17 protein-coding genes are annotated in these 18289 nt (G+C 70.5%); 5 read left to right on the top strand and 12 right to left on the bottom strand.

Annotated features, from left to right (window positions below):
* Positions 1 to 3: 3 nt before the first annotated feature.
* From LY40_RS13740 to dacB, 7 genes are all read right to left on the bottom strand, one after another.
* Positions 4 to 798, bottom strand: coding sequence for an ESX secretion-associated protein EspG (locus tag LY40_RS13740; RefSeq protein ID WP_183782377.1), 795 nt, complete (start codon positions 796 to 798; stop codon positions 4 to 6).
* 6 nt (positions 799 to 804) lie between these two features.
* A complete protein-coding gene (locus LY40_RS13735; protein ID WP_258937074.1) occupies positions 805 to 2313 on the bottom strand; it encodes a hypothetical protein in 1509 nt (502 codons plus the stop codon).
* Between the two features lie 18 nt (positions 2314 to 2331).
* A complete protein-coding gene (locus tag LY40_RS13730; protein WP_183782374.1) occupies positions 2332 to 2697 on the bottom strand; it encodes a hypothetical protein in 366 nt (121 codons plus the stop codon).
* 184 nt (positions 2698 to 2881) lie between these two features.
* Positions 2882 to 3460: a hypoxanthine phosphoribosyltransferase gene (gene hpt / locus LY40_RS13725; protein WP_183782370.1), complete on the bottom strand. Its 579-nt coding sequence runs from the start codon at positions 3458 to 3460 to the stop codon at positions 2882 to 2884.
* Positions 3461 to 3474: 14 nt separating this feature from the next.
* On the bottom strand, positions 3475 to 4530 hold the full coding sequence (gene tilS, locus LY40_RS13720; protein ID WP_258937073.1) for a tRNA lysidine(34) synthetase TilS: 1056 nt from the start codon (positions 4528 to 4530) through the stop codon (positions 3475 to 3477).
* A complete protein-coding gene (locus LY40_RS13715; protein ID WP_258937072.1) occupies positions 4509 to 5570 on the bottom strand; it encodes an Rv3626c family coenzyme F420 biosynthesis-associated protein in 1062 nt (353 codons plus the stop codon). Before LY40_RS13715 ends, tilS begins: the two co-directional genes overlap by 22 nt.
* 106 nt (positions 5571 to 5676) lie before the next feature.
* Entirely contained in the window at positions 5677 to 7692 is a 2016-nt protein-coding gene (gene dacB, locus LY40_RS13710; RefSeq protein ID WP_258937071.1) for a D-alanyl-D-alanine carboxypeptidase/D-alanyl-D-alanine endopeptidase, read from the bottom strand.
* Positions 7693 to 8439: 747 nt separating this feature from the next.
* On the opposite strand from dacB, the gene LY40_RS13705 reads away from it, so the two are divergent.
* Positions 8440 to 8955 carry an inorganic diphosphatase gene (locus LY40_RS13705; protein WP_183650962.1) on the top strand — a complete coding sequence of 172 codons (516 nt, stop codon included), beginning with the start codon at positions 8440 to 8442 and terminating at the stop codon, positions 8953 to 8955.
* A gap of 129 nt (positions 8956 to 9084) precedes the next feature.
* Here LY40_RS13705 and LY40_RS13700 read toward each other — a convergent pair whose 3' ends face one another.
* The 5 genes from LY40_RS13700 to LY40_RS13680 form a co-directional block, all read right to left on the bottom strand.
* Entirely contained in the window at positions 9085 to 10266 is a 1182-nt protein-coding gene (locus LY40_RS13700; RefSeq protein ID WP_183782355.1) for a benzoate/H(+) symporter BenE family transporter, read from the bottom strand.
* 39 nt (positions 10267 to 10305) lie between these two features.
* On the bottom strand, positions 10306 to 10983 hold the full coding sequence (locus LY40_RS13695; RefSeq protein ID WP_258937070.1) for a hypothetical protein: 678 nt from the start codon (positions 10981 to 10983) through the stop codon (positions 10306 to 10308).
* A gap of 49 nt (positions 10984 to 11032) precedes the next feature.
* Positions 11033 to 11572 carry a gamma carbonic anhydrase family protein gene (locus LY40_RS13690; protein WP_183782349.1) on the bottom strand — a complete coding sequence of 180 codons (540 nt, stop codon included), beginning with the start codon at positions 11570 to 11572 and terminating at the stop codon, positions 11033 to 11035.
* A gap of 64 nt (positions 11573 to 11636) precedes the next feature.
* On the bottom strand, positions 11637 to 12455 hold the full coding sequence (locus tag LY40_RS13685) for an IclR family transcriptional regulator (protein ID WP_258937069.1): 819 nt from the start codon (positions 12453 to 12455) through the stop codon (positions 11637 to 11639).
* Between the two features lie 91 nt (positions 12456 to 12546).
* Positions 12547 to 14157: a long-chain-fatty-acid--CoA ligase gene (locus LY40_RS13680; protein WP_258937068.1), complete on the bottom strand. Its 1611-nt coding sequence runs from the start codon at positions 14155 to 14157 to the stop codon at positions 12547 to 12549.
* A gap of 124 nt (positions 14158 to 14281) precedes the next feature.
* Here LY40_RS13680 and LY40_RS13675 point away from each other — a divergent pair, with 124 nt between their 5' ends.
* The 4 genes from LY40_RS13675 to LY40_RS13660 are packed head-to-tail and all read left to right on the top strand — an operon-like array spanning position 14282 to position 18287.
* Complete coding sequence (locus tag LY40_RS13675) at positions 14282 to 15157, top strand: isocitrate lyase/PEP mutase family protein (RefSeq protein WP_183782340.1); 876 nt, start codon at positions 14282 to 14284, stop codon at positions 15155 to 15157.
* A 5-nt stretch (positions 15158 to 15162) separates the two neighbouring features.
* On the top strand, positions 15163 to 16431 hold the full coding sequence (locus LY40_RS13670; protein WP_258937067.1) for a 3-isopropylmalate dehydratase large subunit: 1269 nt from the start codon (positions 15163 to 15165) through the stop codon (positions 16429 to 16431).
* On the top strand, positions 16428 to 16949 hold the full coding sequence (locus LY40_RS13665) for a 3-isopropylmalate dehydratase small subunit (protein WP_258937066.1): 522 nt from the start codon (positions 16428 to 16430) through the stop codon (positions 16947 to 16949). The genes LY40_RS13670 and LY40_RS13665 overlap by 4 nt, the downstream gene beginning before the upstream one ends.
* 21 nt (positions 16950 to 16970) lie before the next feature.
* A complete protein-coding gene (locus LY40_RS13660) occupies positions 16971 to 18287 on the top strand; it encodes an MFS transporter (RefSeq protein ID WP_183782330.1) in 1317 nt (438 codons plus the stop codon).
* Positions 18288 to 18289: the final 2 nt, after the last annotated feature.

Below are 18289 nucleotides of genomic sequence, written 5' to 3'. Positions count from 1 at the left end.
CCGTCACAGCGACGCCGTCGCCGCAGCGCCTGCCGCACCGGCGAGCATTTCGGAAAGGCGGTGCCGCAACGTCGGAGCGTCCGCGGGGGCGATGGTGATCCAGTCCCGGCCGTCCCGGCCGCGACTGGCCTGCGTGAAGTAGCGGCCCGACTCGGTGTCGAACCAGCTGAGTACCGGCATCCGCGTCCGGCCACCGGACGGGTTACGGGCGTTGGCGCCGATCTGCCCGCCCCGCAGTCGCGGCTGCGCGTTGAGCCGGGCGAGGGCCTTGCGGTCGTCGTCCGGCCCCGCCTTGCCGTCGGGACCGGCAGGGCCGCGCCGCTGCAGGAAGTCCACTCCCGACCCGGACAACAGCTGCTCCAGCGGGACGGTGATCGACTTCTCCTCGCCGCGACGTTCGGCGGGCAGCAGCCCCACCACGGCGCTGGCCAGGCCGTCGGCCGGTACCCGGTCGATCGAGTATCCGCCGGAGTCCGAGATCACCAGCACGCCCTGGGGTCCGAGCGCAGCCGCAATCGCCAGATGCGGTTCGTCGTCCGGTGCGTCGACCTGCACGGAGTCCAGGCTCACCTGTGCCGTCGCGAGGCACCCGAACCAGTCCTCGATCAACGGCGCGGGCCTGCCGGACTCGTCGACGAGCCCCCGCGCAGCCAGCTGGGCCAGAGTCTGTGCCCGCAGTGTCGCTCGCTGCTCCAGCGTCTCCCCGTGCGATCGAACCTCGAGCGGATAGGGCAGCTCACCGGCGCCGAACGACTCCCACAGGAAATCGAACTCCAGTGGCGTGAGCCGCTCCGCCAAAGGTCATCACTCCTCGTCGTCCGGGCCCCAGGCGCCGAGCACGGGCGGTGCCGTCGCCTGGTTCGCTCCGAACACGTCGTCCGGGTCGGCCTCGATGAGGAACGACGCGTGCGTGTGTTCCTCTTCTCCCTGGGCATTACCCGCGGCGGCGCCCGCGGCACCCATACCGCCGGCGCCCATGCCACCGCCACCCATCGGAGTGGCGGCAGGGGCCATCGCGGCGGCCTCGCGGCCACCGATGACGCCGCCCGCGCCCGGCATACCCGAGTTCTGCGGCTGCTGCACCGACGCCGCGGGCTGGGCCGCCTGCTGCGACTGCGCCGACGTCGCACCCTCGTCGTGCTGCTCCTTGTCGGACGCGCTGGTCTTGCTGCCCTTCGCCAGCGCACGGCCCGCGAGCGCGGCGCCGCCACCGGCGAGCGCGGCACCACCTGCGACCGCGCCGAGACCGCCTGCCGACGGGCTCGACGGCGCCGCCTGCCCGGCCGCGGAGACACCCGGAGCGGGCGCCTGTGCGGCCGGCTGCTGCGGGGCCTGCGGTGCGGGCTGCTGCGGCGCCTGCGAAGCCGCCTGGTGAGCGGGGCCGCCGTGGGCCGCGAGGCCCTCGGCGCCGCGCACGCCACCCGTCGGGCCACCCGTGGCGACCGAACCGACGGAACCGACCGCGCCGGGACCCCCGACCGACGACACGTGCGTACCGCCCGAGTTCGTCGACTGCTTCAGCCCCAGCGACTCGGGCCCGAAGCTCGGCGTGGAGTTGTCGACCTCGGACATCGCGGCGGTGTAGGTGTTCAGGTACTGCACCTGCTGGGCCTTGACCGCGCGGGCCTGGTCGAACTTCTCCTTCATGTCCTTGGCCATCGCCGCGGGACCCATGGCCAGCATGTTCGCGGTCTCCGAAGCCGGGTCGAACTCCTCCGGCTGCGGCATCTTCTTCAGCTCGGCGGCGGCGGAGGCCTGCTGCGACAGCCGCTGGCTCATCGCCCTGGCCGCCTCGGCGGCCTGCGAGCTGGAGTTGGCGATGCCCACGAGCGCGCCCTGCGCGGCACCGGCGGCCTGGCCGATCCACGCCGTGCCGAGTTCGCTGATCGTGGCGTAGAGGTCTTCGGAGACCTGCTGCAGCGTCGTGCCGTGCCGTCCCCACGAGCTGCCGATCTCCTCGGCACTGCCCGGCACGTTGTTGACCGTCGCGAAGGCGTAGAGCTGCTTGCTCTCGTGGGCCTCCCAGTTGGGACGGTCGGCGATAGCCCGCTCGCTGTCGTAGGCGAAGCCGTCCTGCCGGTTGCGCGCACGGCCGACGATGTCGGAGACCTCGCCCGCCTCGCCGAGCCGCACGCCCCCGCCGACGCCCGCCAGCGGCGCGGGGCCGCCCTGCAGTCCGGCGTCCACCGGAGCGGGGCCTGCCTCGAGGCCGGACTCGATCGGGGCGGGACCCGCCTCCAGCGGGGCGTCCCCGGCCGCACCGTCACCGGCGAGGTCGGAACCGATCAGACCGGAATCGTTGTCGATGTTCACTGCTCACTTCCCCCTGCGTCAGAGCTGCCCGGTGAACGGCTGGGCGTTTTCCTCGTCGATGTCGCGGTAGCGGCGCATCGCCGTGGTGATCGCCTGCTCGGCCTCGTCGTACTGGGTGTAGAGGTTCCGGAGTGCGTCGGCGTACGACTCGCGGCCGCCCGCGCGCTCGGAGAACTTGGTGGCCATCGCGTTGCCGACCGGGTTCGCACCGATCTGCGGCGGGGTCGACAGCTCCTCGGCCTTCTGGATCAGCGCCTCGACCGCGTCCTTGCCGGTGCGGAGCTTGTTCAGCACCGTCTCGGCGTGGTCGGGGTCGATCCCGACCTGGCCGTTGACCGCCGCCTGGCGGAACGCCGCCGCGTCCGCGTGACTGCTGTTCCCCATCTTCCAGACTCTCCCTACGTCCCCTCAGAGCCGACGGCAGGCCTTTCGGCAGCCGACCTGCGATCTTCGCTTAGGTTAACGCATCAACGCGTTCGGTATGACGCGATCGAAGGAACCGCGGTTCCGCCTTCACCCGCGTGGCCCGAACCAGCTGCGATGTGCTCACCTCAGGTAGCGGATCGCCCTACGTTGAATACACCTTCGGGTCGAGCGTGCCGATGTAGGGCAGGTCACGATAACGCTCCGCGTAGTCCAGACCATAGCCGACGACGAACTCGTTCGGAATATCGAAGCCGATGTACTTCACCGGCACGTCGACCTGCACCGCCTCGTGTTTACGCAGCAGTGACACGACGTTCAGCGAACGGGGGTGGCGCGCCGTCAGGTTCTTCATCAACCATGACAGCGTCAGGCCCGAATCGACGATGTCCTCGACGATCAGCACGTCCCTGCCCGCGATGTCGCGGTCCAGGTCCTTGAGAATCCGCACCACCCCGGACGAGCTCGTCGACGAGCCGTACGAGGAGACGGCCATGAACTCCAACTGCGCGGGCACCGGAAGCGCACGCGCGAAGTCGGTCATGAACATGACGGCGCCCTTGAGCACGCCGACCAGCACGAGGTCCGTGCCACTCGACTCGCCCTCGCCCGCCGGGTCACCGCCACCGGTGTAGTCCGCGGCGGCCTTCTCGGCCAGCTCGGCGATCTTGTCCTTGATCTCTTGCTCGGTGATGAGGACGGAGGCGATGTCGCCTTCGTACACGGCAGCTGTCCCCTCTAGCGGTGGTGTGACGTCGTGATGATCCCGGCCGCCGCCGGTTCGACCCTGAGCTTTCCACGTGCCCGGCTCGCCTCAAAATCCCCCGGCAGCCATACGCCTCCCTGACCCCGCCAATCGGCGACGAGCGCGTCGACGGACCGCAGGTGCGCGTCCGTGAGCTCTCGCACTCCGGCGCCGAGCAGCCAGCTCCGCAGCGCACGCCGCCGGAGTGCACCGGGGGCGGACTCGAGGACAGGTACCGACAGTTCCGGCGCGGTGCGTCGGCCCACGTCCGCGCCGCCGTACGTGTCGCCACGCGCGGCGGCCAGCAGCTCCTCTCCCAGGTCATCGAGCACGTCGACGTCCTCGCGCAGTTGCGCGGCCGTCCGCGCCAGCGCACCCGCGACACCGCCGCCGAGCACGTCCTCGAGCATCGGCAGGGCCTCCTCGCGGATCCGCACGCGCCGGTAGCGGCTGTCGGAGTTGTGCGGGTCCTGCCACGGCACGATGCCGAGTTCGTCACACGCGGCCCTCGTCGTCGCCCGCGGCAGGCCGAGCAGTGGCCTTCCCCACGGCGGGTCGTAGGGGCGCATGCCCGCGATCGAACGAGGCCCCGAACCCCGGCCGAGCCCCAGCAGAACCGTTTCGGCCTGGTCGTCGCGAGTGTGGCCGAGCAACACGGGCGCACCCGCCGAGGCCTCCCGCAACGCGGCGTACCGGGCCCTGCGCGCGGCCGCCTCCGGACCGCCGCGCCCCGACACCGACACCGGCAGCACCCGGACCTCACCCACGCCGATTTCCCGCGCCGTGGCGGCCGCCTTCTCCGCGACCTCGTCGGAGCCGGTCTGCAGTCCGTGGTCGACGACGAGCGCCGTCACCGGCAGGCTCCGGCAGGTGTAGGCGGCCGCCTCGGCGAGCGCGAGCGAATCGGCACCGCCGGAGACCGCGACGCACAGCGATTCCGCAGCCGACTCCGGCAACGTTCGCATGAACTCCCTGACGGCCTTGCGGACCGCCGCGACGGCGTGGAACCCGCTCCGGCCGGACGCGGTCAGTGGACCCGCCGCACCCATGCCTGCGGGTCCTTGATCTCGGCGCGGGTCGGCAGGGTCTCCGGCGAGGTCCACACGGCGTTGAAACCGGCCATGCCCACGGCACCGACGACGTGCTTGGTGAACGCGGCGCCCTGTTCGTACTGCCGCACCTTGGCGTCGACGCCGAGCAGCGCCCGCAGCAGCCGGTCGAGCAGGCCGCCGCCCTTGCGCCGCTCGGTGAACCGCTTGCGGATCGTCGCCACGCTCGGCACCACGTCCGGGCCGACGGCGTCCATGACGTAGTCGGCGTGCCCCTCGAGGAGTGTCGACAGCGCGATGAGCCGGTCGAAGACCTCGCGCTGGCCGGGTGACTGCATCAGCTCGGCGAGCCCCAGCACGTCGCGGGACTCGGATTCGCGCAGCGAACGGAGGTTCTCCGGCAGCCGCTGCAGCGTGGCGGCGATCGTCTCGTCCGAGCCCGCGAAACCGCTGACGAGCTTGCCGACCTCGGCCGCGAAGTAGTCGCGCAACCAGTCGACGGCGGTGAACTGCAACCGGTGCGTGCATTCGTGCAGGCACACCCACAGCCGGAAGTCCCTGCCGGGCACCTTCATCGCCTGTTGGGCGGTGACGACGTTCGGCGCGACAAGCACCAGCTCACCGTCGGTGTCCGGCCCGCCGAACGGGTCGTACTGGCCCAGCACCCGCGAGCCGAGGAACGCCAGCACGACCCCCGTCTGCACGCCCGCGCCGCCCGCGACCAGGGACGACAGCTTCGAGGCGCGTTCCGGTGGCACGGCACGACTCGTCAACTCCCCGAGTCCCGCTGCCGCCGACCGCACCCAGCCGGGCCGGTCGACCACGGTCCCCGGCGGCACCGGCAGCCCTGCGCCGAGACCCGTCAGCTCGCGGACGTAGCGCTCCGCGTCGACGGTCAGGTCGCGCAGGTCGGCGACCACACGGTCGGCCTCCTCGCGGGACACCAACGGTCCGCCGCGTGCCAACAACGCTCCCGTCGACGCCGCCACGGACCAGTCGACCAGCGGACTCGCGGGCGCTGCCTTCGTCTCGGCGTTCACGCCCGCGACGCTACCCGTTCGACCGGCGCCGTCCCACCGGCCGACACTCCCGGTGGGCGGTGCCGGGCACGACTGAACGGCGCACTAGCGGCAGCCGCACTCGCACCTAGCGGCAGCCGCACTCACGCAGCGTCGCGGTGACGGTGTCGAGAGCGTCGCGGGCGGCATCGGTGTTGCCCGCCTTGGAGGTGACCAGCGAGAACGCCAGGGTCCGCCCGTCGACGGTCACGACCTGGCCGGTCAGTGCGTTGGTGCCGGTCGACGGGATCGTGCCGGTCTTGGCGCGTACCCAGCCGCGGCCCTGCGCGGGCGTGCCCTCGGTGTAGCGCTCGGCGAGCGTCCCGGTGCCGCCGGCGACGGGCAGGCCGGCCAGCAGCGGGCGCAGCTTCGACGTGCGCTCGTCGGCGTGCGCACTGCCGCCGGGTGCCGCGGCGACGGCCATGACCTCGGACAGCAGCTTCGCCGTGACGCGGTTGTCGACCGAGAGGCCGCTGCCGTCGTGGAGCGTCGCGCCGCCGACGTCGAAGCCGTGTTCCCGCAGCACGTCGAGGGTCGCCTTCGCCCCGCCCTCGAACGAGGGCTCCCGCCCCTTCGAGATCGCGATGTGGTGCTGGATCGCCTCGGCGAGGGTGTTGTCCGACAGCTGCAGCATCTGCTCGACGAGCCGCTCCATCGGCGCCGACTGCACCTCAGCGATGGGCTCCGACTCCTCGAGCTGTGCCGCTCGGCTGCCTTTCGTCAGCTCGGGATCGACCTCCGCGGCGGCGAACTTGCCCGCCAGTTGGTCGACCATCCGCTGCGCCGGGTCACCGAACCGTTCGGACGTGTCGTCGAGCGGGTCCTGCCGCCCGCCGTCGAGCATGATCGGGGCGAGCGGCGCGGCGTACGTCGACGGGGCGTCCTCGTCCGCCCAACCCTGCCCGGTCTTGTCGGTTGTGAACACGCTCTGTTCGAGGGCGACCGCGCGAACGTTCCCGTTGGTGGCCTCGTCGATCTGCTTCGCGAGCTCGTCCAGGTGGGCCGCACCGTGGTAAAGCGATTCCTCACCTTCCGGCAGCGACGACAGCGTCACGTCGCCGCCGGCTCTCACGATGATGCCGCCCCGCCCGGGCACCGCCTCGTACGCCTTGGTCGACAGTCGCATGTCCGGGCCGAGTTCGAGCAGCGCCGCCGCGGCGGTGAGGATCTTCGTCGCCGACGCGGGCGTCACGGCCCGGTTCTCACCCTGCGACCACAGGGTGTCGCCGGTGGTCGCGTCGACGACCGTGCCGCTGAGCGTGCCCAGCGCACCCGAGCTCGCAGGCCCCTCGAGCGCCTGCCGCAGACCGTTCGCCGTCGGCCCGTCGCCCTGCCCTCCGATGGACTGCAACTGCCGGGTGACGGCGACGGGTTCGGGTTCGTCGCCCTTCGGCAGGTTCGGCGCCCACGGCAGCCCGAGGCGGTTCGACACGGCAGGCAGCGCCAGCGTGATGCCGAGGGCGACGACGAGCACGAGCGCCAACCCGCTGAACAGCAACGCGCGGCCACGTCGGCGCTTCGGTTCCGGTTCGGGGTCGGAATCGGCGGCCGCCGGCCCTTCCGGTCCGGTCGGCGGGCCGTCGGAACCGTGGTTCGCCGCGGAGGCGTTCTCGGCGGCACCCGTCCCGGCAGCGGCGGCCGCGGCATCCGACACGGTGGCGTCGCGGTGGGTGCCGTCGCGGTGGGTGCCGTCGCGGTGGGTGCCGTCGCGGTCGGCACCGCCATCACCGTCGGTGCCGCCGTCACTGTGGGTACTGCCGTCGGCACTGCCGCGATAGTCGCCGCCGGTGGCATTGCTGTGAGGGAAGCCGTGGTGGACGGCGCCACCACGATCGCCGGCGTCAGCGGCGGTACCGCGGGGGTCCGTGCCGTGCGGGTCCGTGCCGTGCGGGTCCGTGCCGTGGGAGCCCCTGCCGTGGTGAGCAGCGGTGCCGGGCGCGGCGGTCCTGCGCGTCGCGGAGCTGTGACCGGCAGGGTTGGGAGCGGCGGAGTTGGGACCGGTGGGGTTGGGACCGGTGGGGTTGGGAGCGGTCGCGTCGGGGTCGCCGGAGCCGGTGCGGGCGGTGCCGTCCGGCTGGGCGGGCCGAGCCGGCTCGATACGCATCGGATGGGCGGTCGTCCCGGCAGGCGGGACCGGAGTGGTGGAGATCGGTGGCTGCGCAGGGCGTCGCGGCGGCCCCGGCCGCTGGTGTTGCGGCGGCGGGGGCCCGTGTTGCGGATCCCGGGGCCCGTGTTGCGGATCGCGGGGCTCGTGTTGCGGATCCCGGGGCTCGTGTTGCATTCCCGGGGGCTGGTGCTGCGCCCCAGGGGGACCGTTCGGCACTTCCGGGGGCTGGTGGTGCGACTCCCGGGGCGGGGTTGGCCGTTGCGGCCGGGGCTGCGCCGCCGCGGGCGGAGCGGGCCACGCTTGCGGCGAGGGCGGGCCCGGAGCCGGAGACGGCGACCCCGTGGACGAAGGCGAGAACGGGGACGCTGCGGACTCCGGAGAGACGGCGGCCTCCCGAGCGGCGGCCTCCCGAGCGGCGGACTCCGGGGACGTGGCGGACCGCGGTGTCGAATCGACGTCGTCCGACGGCCACGCCGGTCCGCCGCCGTCGGCTGCCCCACCGCCCGCTGTGCCGCCGTCGGCTGCTCCGCCGGCGCCGTCCGCGCCGGTGTCGCGTTGTGACACGTACCCCTCCAGCAAGTCCCCACTACGTGCTAATGCGTTCCGCTACTCGAACGGGGCAGACATCACACTAGTGCCATCCTTAGTGCTACCTGACCGAGCGGTGGGTCACACTGGTCGGGTAAGGACATGACATTTTCAGCCGCGAGCGACGCGGCGCCGACGAGATCAAGCGAGGACGCCGTGGACTTCGACGTCACGATCGAGATCCCCCGCGGGGAGCGCAACAAGTACGAGGTGGACCACGAGACGGGTCGGATCAAGCTCGACCGGACGCTCTTCACGGCCACGCAGTACCCGGCCGACTACGGCTTCATCGACAACACGCTCGGCCAGGACGGCGACCCGCTCGACGTGCTCGTCCTCGTGCAGCAGCCGACTTTCCCCGGCTGCCTGGTCAAGTGCCGCGCCGTGGGCATGTTCCGGATGCGTGACGAGAAGGGCCCGGACGACAAGGTGCTGGCCGTTCCGACCGGCGACCCGCGTAACGACCACCTGCGGGACATCCACCACCTGAACGAGTTCCACAAGCTGGAGATCGAGCACTTCTTCCAGGTGTACAAGGACCTCGAGCCTGCCAAGAGCGTCGAAGGCTCGTCGTGGGTCGGCCGGATGGAGGCCGAGGCCGAGATCGAGCGTTCGCTGGAGCGTGAGCGTGAGCGCCTCGAGAAGGAGGCCGCGGACGCCGGCAAGCACTGAGCCGCAGCCGCAGTCGTTCAAGGGGATCCGACCACACCGGCCGGGTCCCCTTTTTCGTGCCCGACCTGTTGCCCCCAGGGGCACTTTGGTTGCACCGAACGCAACCAAAGTGCCCCTGGGGGCGCTTCCTCAGGAGCGGCGGCGGGTGATCAGGGCCGTGAGCACGCCTGCGAGCAGGCCCCAGAACGCCGAACCGATGCCCAGCAGGGTCATGCCGGAGGCGGTCGCCAGGAACGTCACGGCGGCGGGTTCGCGCCACCGCTGGTCGCCGAGCGCCGAGCTGAGCGAACCGGTGATGGTGGCGAGCAGGCCGAGCCCGCTGATGCCGATGATCAGGGCTTCGGGGAGCGCGCCGAGCAGGGAACCGACCGTGCCCGCGAAGACCCCGATGACCAGGTAGAACAGGCCCGCCCACACGGCGGCGAGATAGCGGCGGCCACGGTCCTCGAGCGCTTGCGGTCCGGTGCAGATCGCCGCGGTGATGGCGGCGAGGTTGAGGCCGAAGCAGCCGAACGGTGCGAGCAGCAGGTTCGCCACTCCGGTCGTGCCGATGACCGGTGACAGCGGCACGTCGGTATAGCCGTCGCCCCGCAGCACCGCCACGCCGGGCAGGTTCTGCGACGCCATGGTCACGATGTACAGCGGCAGTCCGACGCTGATGATCACCTGCCAGTCGAACTCCGGCATCGTGAACACGGGCGCCCCGAACGCGAGGTCGACGCGGTCGAGCTGCAACGTCCCGGTGACGGCCGTCGCCGCGACACCCGCGGCCAGTGCGACGAGCACGGCGTACCGGGGTGCCCACCGCCGCGCCAGCAGGTACGCCAGCAGCATCGGGAACACGACGGCGAAACTCGTCTCCAGTTCGCCGAACAGGTCGATGCCGAACTGCACGAGGACCCCGGCCAGCAGCCCGGAGGCGAGCGCGACCGGGATGCGGTTCATGACACGTTCGAACCAGCCGGTGACGCCGGTCAGCGTGATCAGCGCGGCCGACACGACGAACGCTCCGATCGCCTGCGCCATGGGCACGCCGTGCAGGCTCGCGGCCAGCAGCGCGGCGCCCGGGGTGGACCAGGCGGTCACGATCGGCGCGCGGTACCGCAGCGACAGGCCGATGGAGGTGACGCCCATGCCGACGCACACGGCGAGCATCCACGACGTGACCTCGGCCGGGGATGCGCCCGCGGCCCGCGCGGCGGAGAAGACGATCGCGGCCGTGCTGGTGACGGCGACGAGTACCGAGATCAGGCCCGCTGCCACGGCGGTCGGCGGGAACGCCCTGCGCACGAGGGTCTTCGGGGCCGTCATGCGGTGGTGGTCATGCTGTTGTCGCTCACTTCGCTCGTGCTACCGGCCTGCGGTCGACGGGTCCGCCCGTTCGGGTGATCCTACCCAGCGGCCCACGGCGGTCCGGGTGACGAGGTAGAGCACCGCGGCGTTGAGCAGATGCCACAGGAAGTGCGTGCCGGGCGGAAACGAACCGCACACGGTGTGGTCGACGGATCTGAACGTGAGTGAAAGGCCGAACAGTCCGCCCGCGGTGAGCAGCGCAGGCCACACGGCGTCCCGCGCGGTCAGTGCGGCGAGTACGAACGGCGCGACGAGCGGGGCGGCGTACTGGGCACCGGGCAGACCGAGCGCGTCGGCCCCGGCCACGACCGGTACCGCGAGGGCGAGGAACGCGGGGACGGCCAGCCAGGCCCATCGCCAGGGTGCGCGCAGGAACACGTGGGCGAACACCACGGCGTAGGCGAGTACGAACAGTGCGATCGCCGCGGAGTCGACGGTGCCCGCCCAGCGGGTGGCGAGCATGTGGAAGGCGGTGCTGGCGACGAAGATCAGCGCGAGCCCCGCGGCGAGGACGCGCGGTCCGGCCTCGCCGCGGGACTGCCGCCAGACGGCGACGGCGGCGAGCAGGAACCCGACGTTACTGATCGTGTTGAACGGCTCCCCGAGGAGTCCGGGGGCGAGGCGTTCGCAGTAGCCGTCGACGTAGGCGGCCCACTCCGCGGCGTGCTGGGTCACGGACCCGGTCTACCTGCCGAAGGTGAACACCGCGCGACGTGGGCGGGGCTTACTCGGGCCGGTCGGGTTCGGCGATCTCCTCGACGCCCTCGGCGTGGCGGCGAGCCAGTTCCCGGTAGATCGCGGCGTTGTGGTCGATCCAGCCGCGGGCGGAGTCGGTCAGCGGGACGAACTTCTTCGCGGGGCTGCCCATCGCGATGACCTCGGACGGCACCTCGGTGCCCGGCGTGACGGTGGAGCCGGCGGCCACGAGGGTGCGCGCGCCCACGGTGGACAGGTCGAGGACCGTGGCGCCGTTGCCGATCAGCGCCTGCTCGCCGACGGTGCAGTCGTGGACGATGCAGGAGTGGCCGACGGTGGCGTTCGCGCCGACCTCGCACACCCCGTCGCCCACGTGCAGTACGGAGTTGTCCTGCACGTTCGCACCCTCGCGGATCACGATGCGGCCGAAGTCCGCGCGGACGACGACGCCGTACCAGACCGACGCGCCCTTCTCGACGACGACGTCGCCCACCAGCGTGGCCGTCGGCGCGATCCACGCCTCGGGGTGGACGGAGGGGCGCTTACCTTCGAACGCGAACATCGGCATGGCCACAGCCTAGATGTGCCGTTCACCCCGGAGGACTAGACGTGTGCCACACGGACGGCCGGGTTCAGCCCGCCACGTCCAACGACGATCCGAGGCGAGTGGAGATCGTGGCGGCGGCCTCTCTGACCGCACTGATGATGCTGACGAGCTGACTGCCCCTGAAATCGCCGGCAGGTCCGCCGAGACTCACGGTGGCCTCCAGTTTCCCCGTGCGGTCGAACACCGGGGCGGCGACCGCACCGACACCGCTGAGGTAGTCCTCGTCGCTGATCGTGTACCCCTCGGCGCGGATCCTGTCGAGTTGGGATTCGAGGGCGTCGTGGTCCTGCAGCGTGTGCCGGGTGAATGCCGTCAGCGGTTCGGCCAGCCAGCGTTCCCGGAGCTCCGGGACGAACGCGAGCATGGTCATCGGCCCCGCGGCGGCGTGGTACGGCAGCACCGTCCCGATGCCGATGTGCTTCACCGACAGCGGGCTCGACCCTTCGTAGCGGTCGATGACCACCGCGCCGCTGTCGCCGGGGATCATCAGATACGCCGTGTCGCCGAACTGCTCGGCGAGCGACAACAGCGAGGGCCGGGCCTCGTCACGGAGACTGAAGTCGGCGAGCGCCACCGAGCCGAGGCTGAACAACTTCATACCGACCTTGTAATCGCCGTCCGGCGTCCTGGTCAGCCAGCCCATCCGCACGAGCGTGCTGAGCAGCCGGTGGGTGGTGGTCTTGTTCAGACCGGTTGCCGCGCACAGTTCCGTGAGCCCGAGGACCGGTTTTCCGCTGTCGAAGGCGTCCAGCAGCTGACCGGCTCGGACCACGGAGTTCACCATGTTCTTCGCGTCGTCGGTCTTCGAGTCGTCGTCGTGGCCGTCGTTGTCTTTCGGTGGCATCCGTTCACTTTCCTTCTGCCGTGGGAACTCCTCGGCGTGAGGGAACCGTCTGCGCAGACGCGGTGTCTGCCGGCACGATACGTCGGCGTGTTCAGGCGTACTCGCCACGGAGTCGCTTCTTGTCCAGCTTGCCGACACTAGTCTTGGGAACCTCCGCGACGAACTCGAACCGGTCCGGTACCTGCCAGCGCGGCACTCTCGCGGCGAGGAAATCGCGCAGCTGCGCCGCATCGACGTCACGTGCGACCACGACCGCGAGCGGGCGCTCCTCCCACTTCGGATCCGGCACGGCGATCACGGCGGCCTCCTGCACGGCCGGGTGCGCCAACAGGTGGTTCTCCAGCGCCACGGAGGAGATCCATTCGCCACCGGATTTCACCAGATCCTTCGTGCGATCGACGAGCCGCACGTAGCCGCGTTCGTCGACGGTCACGACGTCACCGGTACGGAGCCAGCGTTTTCCTCCGTGCTCCACGAATTTGTCGGCCACGGCCCCGGCTTCCGCGCCGTAGTAGTCGGCCACGACGTAGGGGCCGCTGATCTGCAACTCGCCGATCGACGCGCCGTCCCGCGGGGCAGGCACGCCGTCCTCGACGGCGCGCAGATCGAGGCCCGGCATCGGCCTGCCCTGGCTGGACTTGCTGGCTGCCGCCACCGCCGCCTCGGCATCCGCGGGCGGGTTCGCGATGAGCCCGACCGGCGAGCACTCGGTCATTCCCCATGCGTGCACCGGTTCGATCCCGAGTTCGGCCAATTCGGACAGCAACGTCTCCGATGCGGCCGAACCACCGATCACGAGGCGCTGCACGGAACTCAGCGCGTTCGGGTCGATCTCACCCGCACCGACCGCGGCGACGAGATTCGCCCACACCGTGGGGACTGCGGCCGAGAACGTGACGCCTCCGGCCGCGAAACATTCGGCAAGGCCGGCGGGATCGGTCCGTTGCGCTGGCAGCACGAGGCTCGCACCGGCCAGCAGACTCGCATACGGCAGGTTCCACGAGTTCGCGTGGAACATGGGAACCACCGGGCAGACCACGTCGTGTTCGGAGATCGCGAACGTGTCGGCGCCGCACAGCGTCAGGGCGTGCAGATACACCGACCGGTGGCTGTAGACGACGGCCTTCGGCCACCCCGTCGTGCCCGAGGTGTAACAGATTCCGCTGGCCTCGTTCTCGTCCGCGGGGCGATACCAGGGGCCCTCCCGCGGCGGGACGCCGGACGGGTCGGTGAAGCGGCTGACGACGGCGTTGCCGTGACGTTCGGGGAGTTCGGCGATGTCGCCGTACACGATGACGTGCTCGACGCACGCCGGGAGCGCGACGGCTGACCACTCCGGCCACAGTGCGGCGTCCACGAGCACCACCCGGTCGCCCGCGTGCTCGACCGTGTAGGCGATCTCCTCCCCGCTGAGCCTGATGTTGACGGTGTGGAGCACCAACCCGCTGCCGGGGACGGCGACGTACGCCAGCAGGTGCTCGCGAGTGTTCGGCGCGAAGGTCGCGACCCGGTCGCCGGCGCGCAGCCCGAGTTCGGTCAGCCTGCCGGCGAACGCGCGCGCCTGGGCGAACAGTTCGCCGTAGGTGGTCGTCGTCGGTCCCGCGGCGCCGCCGAGCACCACCGGGCGGTCGGCGAAGAGCGTTTCGCACCTGTCGAAGACCTGGTGGAGGCCCAGTGGTTCCGGCTGCATCACCGCTCTCATCCGAACTCCCTTCTCGCGTTTCACATAACGGTACATGTTCCGTTTTATCCGGCAAACAGTTGACACCCAGGCACAAGGCTTCTTAGTTTGCTTGAAACTAGTTCCGGATAACGGAAGGTGGACAATGTCGACCACCACATCGACCGCCACACTGCGCGAACTCGTCGACAACGACCTGGTGTTCGCCCCCGGCGTGTGGGACGGGCTCACCGCACGCCTCGCCGAACAGGCCGGGTTCACCGCGCTCTGCGCGTCCGGGTTCGCGGTCTCCGCGGCCCTCGGCTACCCCGACGCAGAGCTGTACACGATGACCGAGAACCTGGACGCGGTCCGCACCATCCGCGAAGCCAGCGCACTGCCCCTGGTCGCCGACATCGACACCGGATACGGCAACGCCCTCAACGCCGCACGCACCGCGCGAAAGTTCGCCGACGCGGGCGTGCAGGCCGCGTTCATGGAGGACCAGGAATCCCCCAAGCGCTGCCCCGTCTGCGTCGGAGACCCGGTTCCCCTGCTCGACGCCGAGACGGCGACGGGCAAGATCCGGGCAGCCGTGGACGCGGCCGACGGCCGGATGCTGATCATCGCCAGGACCGACGCCTCCGGTGACGAGGCGCTCCGCCGCGCCGAGGCCTATGTCGCCGCAGGCGCGGACATGATCATGCCGGTCACGAAGACGTTCTCGAGCGCCGAGCAGTGGGCGAAATGCCGTGAAGTCTCGGGTGTGCCGCTGGTCGCGACACTCACCGCGTCGACGTGGACGGAACGGGATTTCACCCCCGAGGTGCTGCGGCAGATCGGCGTGCGGCTCGCACTGTTGCCGACGCAACCGCTGATGGCCGCGGCAGGCGCGCTCCGCACCTGCCTCCAGCGCCTGGCCGGGGGCGAGCCTCCCGCTCAGGTGAGTGCGGATTCCCTACAGCACCACGAGTTCGTCGACATGATCGGTTTCGCGGACGTGGAAGCCGACCAGCAGCGCTACCTCCCCGCGGGCCGGTGATCGACATGCCGCAGACCATCACCGAGAAGATCCTCGCCCGCGCCGGCGGCGTCGACAGCGTCCGGCCGGGACAGAACCTGCCGTTCCGCCCCGACCACATGATCGCCTACGACTTCCCCGGCTACACCGACGCCATGTTCCGGCAGATGCACGAGGACTTCGGCATCACCGAACTCGCCGAACCCGAGCGGTACCTGGTCTTCATCGACCACATGCTCACCAAGGGCGACGACAAGGAACGCGACATCCACAAGGTGACCAGGGAGTGGTGCGACTTCTACGGCATCACCCTGCACGAGGCCGAAGGCATCGGCCACCAGGTCGCCGCGGAGCTCGGCTACGCACTGCCCGGCCGCTTCCTCATCCACTTCGACGGCCACGTCAGCGGCCTCGGCGCCTTCGGCGCACTCGGCTGGGGCGTACGCCGCGACCTCCTCGAGGCGTGGGTCAGCGGTCAGCTCTACCTGGACGTGCCCGCGTCCGTGCGCTTCGACCTGACCGGCGAGTTCCGGCCCGGCGTCGACAACCGGGACCTGATCCACGCGATCATCGGACAACTCGGCGCCGACGGCTGTGCCCATCAGGTGATGGAGTTCGGGGGGCCCGGTGCGGAGGCCATGAGCATCGACCGGCGCCAGGGGCTCTGCGGCATGGCCATGTTCACGGGCGCCGTGTCCGCGATCTTCAACCCCGACCGCGCGGCGCTCGAATACGCGGCCGGGGTCGCACGGGGCCCGTACGAACCCGTCGCCAGCGATCCCGACGCCGAGTACAGCTCCCGCCACACGTTCGACCTCTCGGCCATCGAACCCCAGGTGGTGCTTCCCGGATCGGCCAGGTCCGCGAACACCCGCGGAGTGTCCGAACTGGACCGCACGGCGGTGACGAAGGCGTTCATCGGTTCCTGCGCCAGCGGACGCATCGAGGACATCCGGGACGCCGCGCAGCTGCTGGACGGGCGGAAGGTGGCCGCCGGCGTCGAGCTCAACGTCGTCCCGACGTCCGCCGAGATCCACCGGCAGGCCGAACAGGAAGGACTGCTCGACGTCCTGCGCGGCGCCGGGGCCAACATCCACACCTCGAGCTGCGACTTCTGCTTCGGCTACCAGAAACCGTTGCAGCCGGGCGAGAAATGCATCTCCACCGGGGTGTTGAACATCTCGGGCCGCATGGGCAGTACGGCTTCAGAGATCTACATGGGTTCGGCCTCGACGGTGGCGGCCAGCGCGATCACCGGGTGGATCAGCGACCCGCGGGAGGTGACGGAGTCATGAGTGGTTACCCGCCACCGCCCGAGACGATCCGTGGCCGGGTGGCATGGATCTTCGGCGACGACTTCGACGTGGATCTCATCATCGGCGTGGAGAACATTAAGTACTACGACGCCGACGTCCTCCGCGGCGTCACCATGCAGGCCTACGACCCCGAGTTCGTCGACAAGGTCGAGCCCGGCGACGTCATCGTCGGCGGGCGGAACTTCGGCTACGGCCATCCGCACTATCCACCGCTCGTCGCTCTCCGCAATCTCGGCGTCTCCGCCGTCATCGCGGACTCGTTCTCACCGGGATTCTGGCGCGGCGAGACCTACAACGGGATGCCGCTGATCACCGCACCCGGCATCAGCGAGCACGTCAGCCGCTGGGACCCGGTGGAGGTCGACTGGCGAAGAGCCAGGGTCACTTTGCCCACGACGGGCACGACCCTGGAGGGCACCCCGCCCAGCGAACGCGTCACCAAGATCATCGAGGCAGGCGGGAGCCTTCGGCTGCTGCTCGCCGAACACCGCCGTTGACCAGTGCCCGGAGGAACCGTCATGACCCCGACAAACGGCGCCACCGCAGTCGCCGCCCCCAGCTTCTCGCCCCGGCTCACCCGGCGTGCCGCGCTCGCCGGTGGAGTCGGAACGCTCATCGAGTACTACGACTTCAGCGTGTACGGCTTCCTCGCCGTCACCATCGCACCGCTGTTCTTTCCCAACTCGGACAGCACGGCGTCGATGCTGGCCGCGTTGGCCGTGTTCGCATCAGGTTACGTCGTCCGACCACTCGGCGGGGTGTTCTTCGGCTGGCTCGGTGACCGGTACGGCCGCAGGGCACCGCTCGTCGCCACGATCGTCGGGATGGGGCTGTGTTCCGGACTGATCGGCATACTGCCCACCTACGAATCCATCGGAGTGATCGCCCCGGTCCTCCTCGTGGTGCTGCGACTCGTCAGCGGGTTCTGCGCGGGCGGTGAGATCGGCGGTGCCGCCACGTACATCGCCGAGTCCACCCCACCCGAGCGGCGCGGCTTCTTCGGCTCCTTCACCCCGTTCGGTTCCACCTTCGGCTTCGCGACGGCGGCCACGGTCGTCGCCGTGTTCACCAGCAGCGTCGGCACCGACGGAATGACCGCCTGGGGATGGCGCCTGCCGTTCCTGCTGTGCTTCCCGTTGGCACTGCTGTGCCTGTGGGCGCGAGCGCGACTCGAGGACACTCCCGAGTTCACCAAGACGAAGGAGGAAGGGCGGCAGGCGAAGTGGCCGCTGCTGCAGGTGCTGCGGACCAACCCGGTCGGTGTGCTCCGCGTGATCGGCGTGGCCGTCGCCACCAACGGCACCGGTTACATCGGCCTGACGTACATGAACATCTACCTCATCGACGACCTCGGCTATCCGGCCGGTCAGGTGTCGTGGTTGTCGGCCGGGGTGATCGCGCTGGCCTGTCTGACCATGCCGCTGGTCGGCCTCCTGTCGGACCGCTGGGGGCGCCGGAAGGTGATCGCCGCGGGCGTCGCCGGCTATCTCGTCATCAGCTATCCCGTGCTGGCGCTCATGGAGTCGGCGGACAGCCTGATGTTCGTCGGTGTGCTGTACCTGGCGTTCATGATCCTCAACGCGTTGCTGCAGGTTCCGGCGTTTCCGATGTTCACGGAGTTGTTCGGCGGCAGCACGCGGTACACGGGCGTCGCACTCGGTTTCAACCTGGGCACCATCCTCGCCGGCGGCACCGCGCCGTACATCGCGACGTTGCTCGTGCAGCAGACCGGCGACCGGCAGTCGCCCGCCTTCTGGGTGATGGGCGCAGCGCTGATCGGGCTGCTGAGTCTCGTCCGGCTCCGGGAGACCGCGAACACCGCGCTGCCGCGCTGACC

The sequence above is a fragment of the Prauserella salsuginis genome (genome assembly GCF_024648885.1).
Taxonomy (GTDB): Bacteria; Actinomycetota; Actinomycetes; order Mycobacteriales; family Pseudonocardiaceae; genus Prauserella; species Prauserella salsuginis.
Note: the sequence above shows the minus strand (reverse complement) of the source record. Positions and strands in the feature narration are given on the sequence as shown.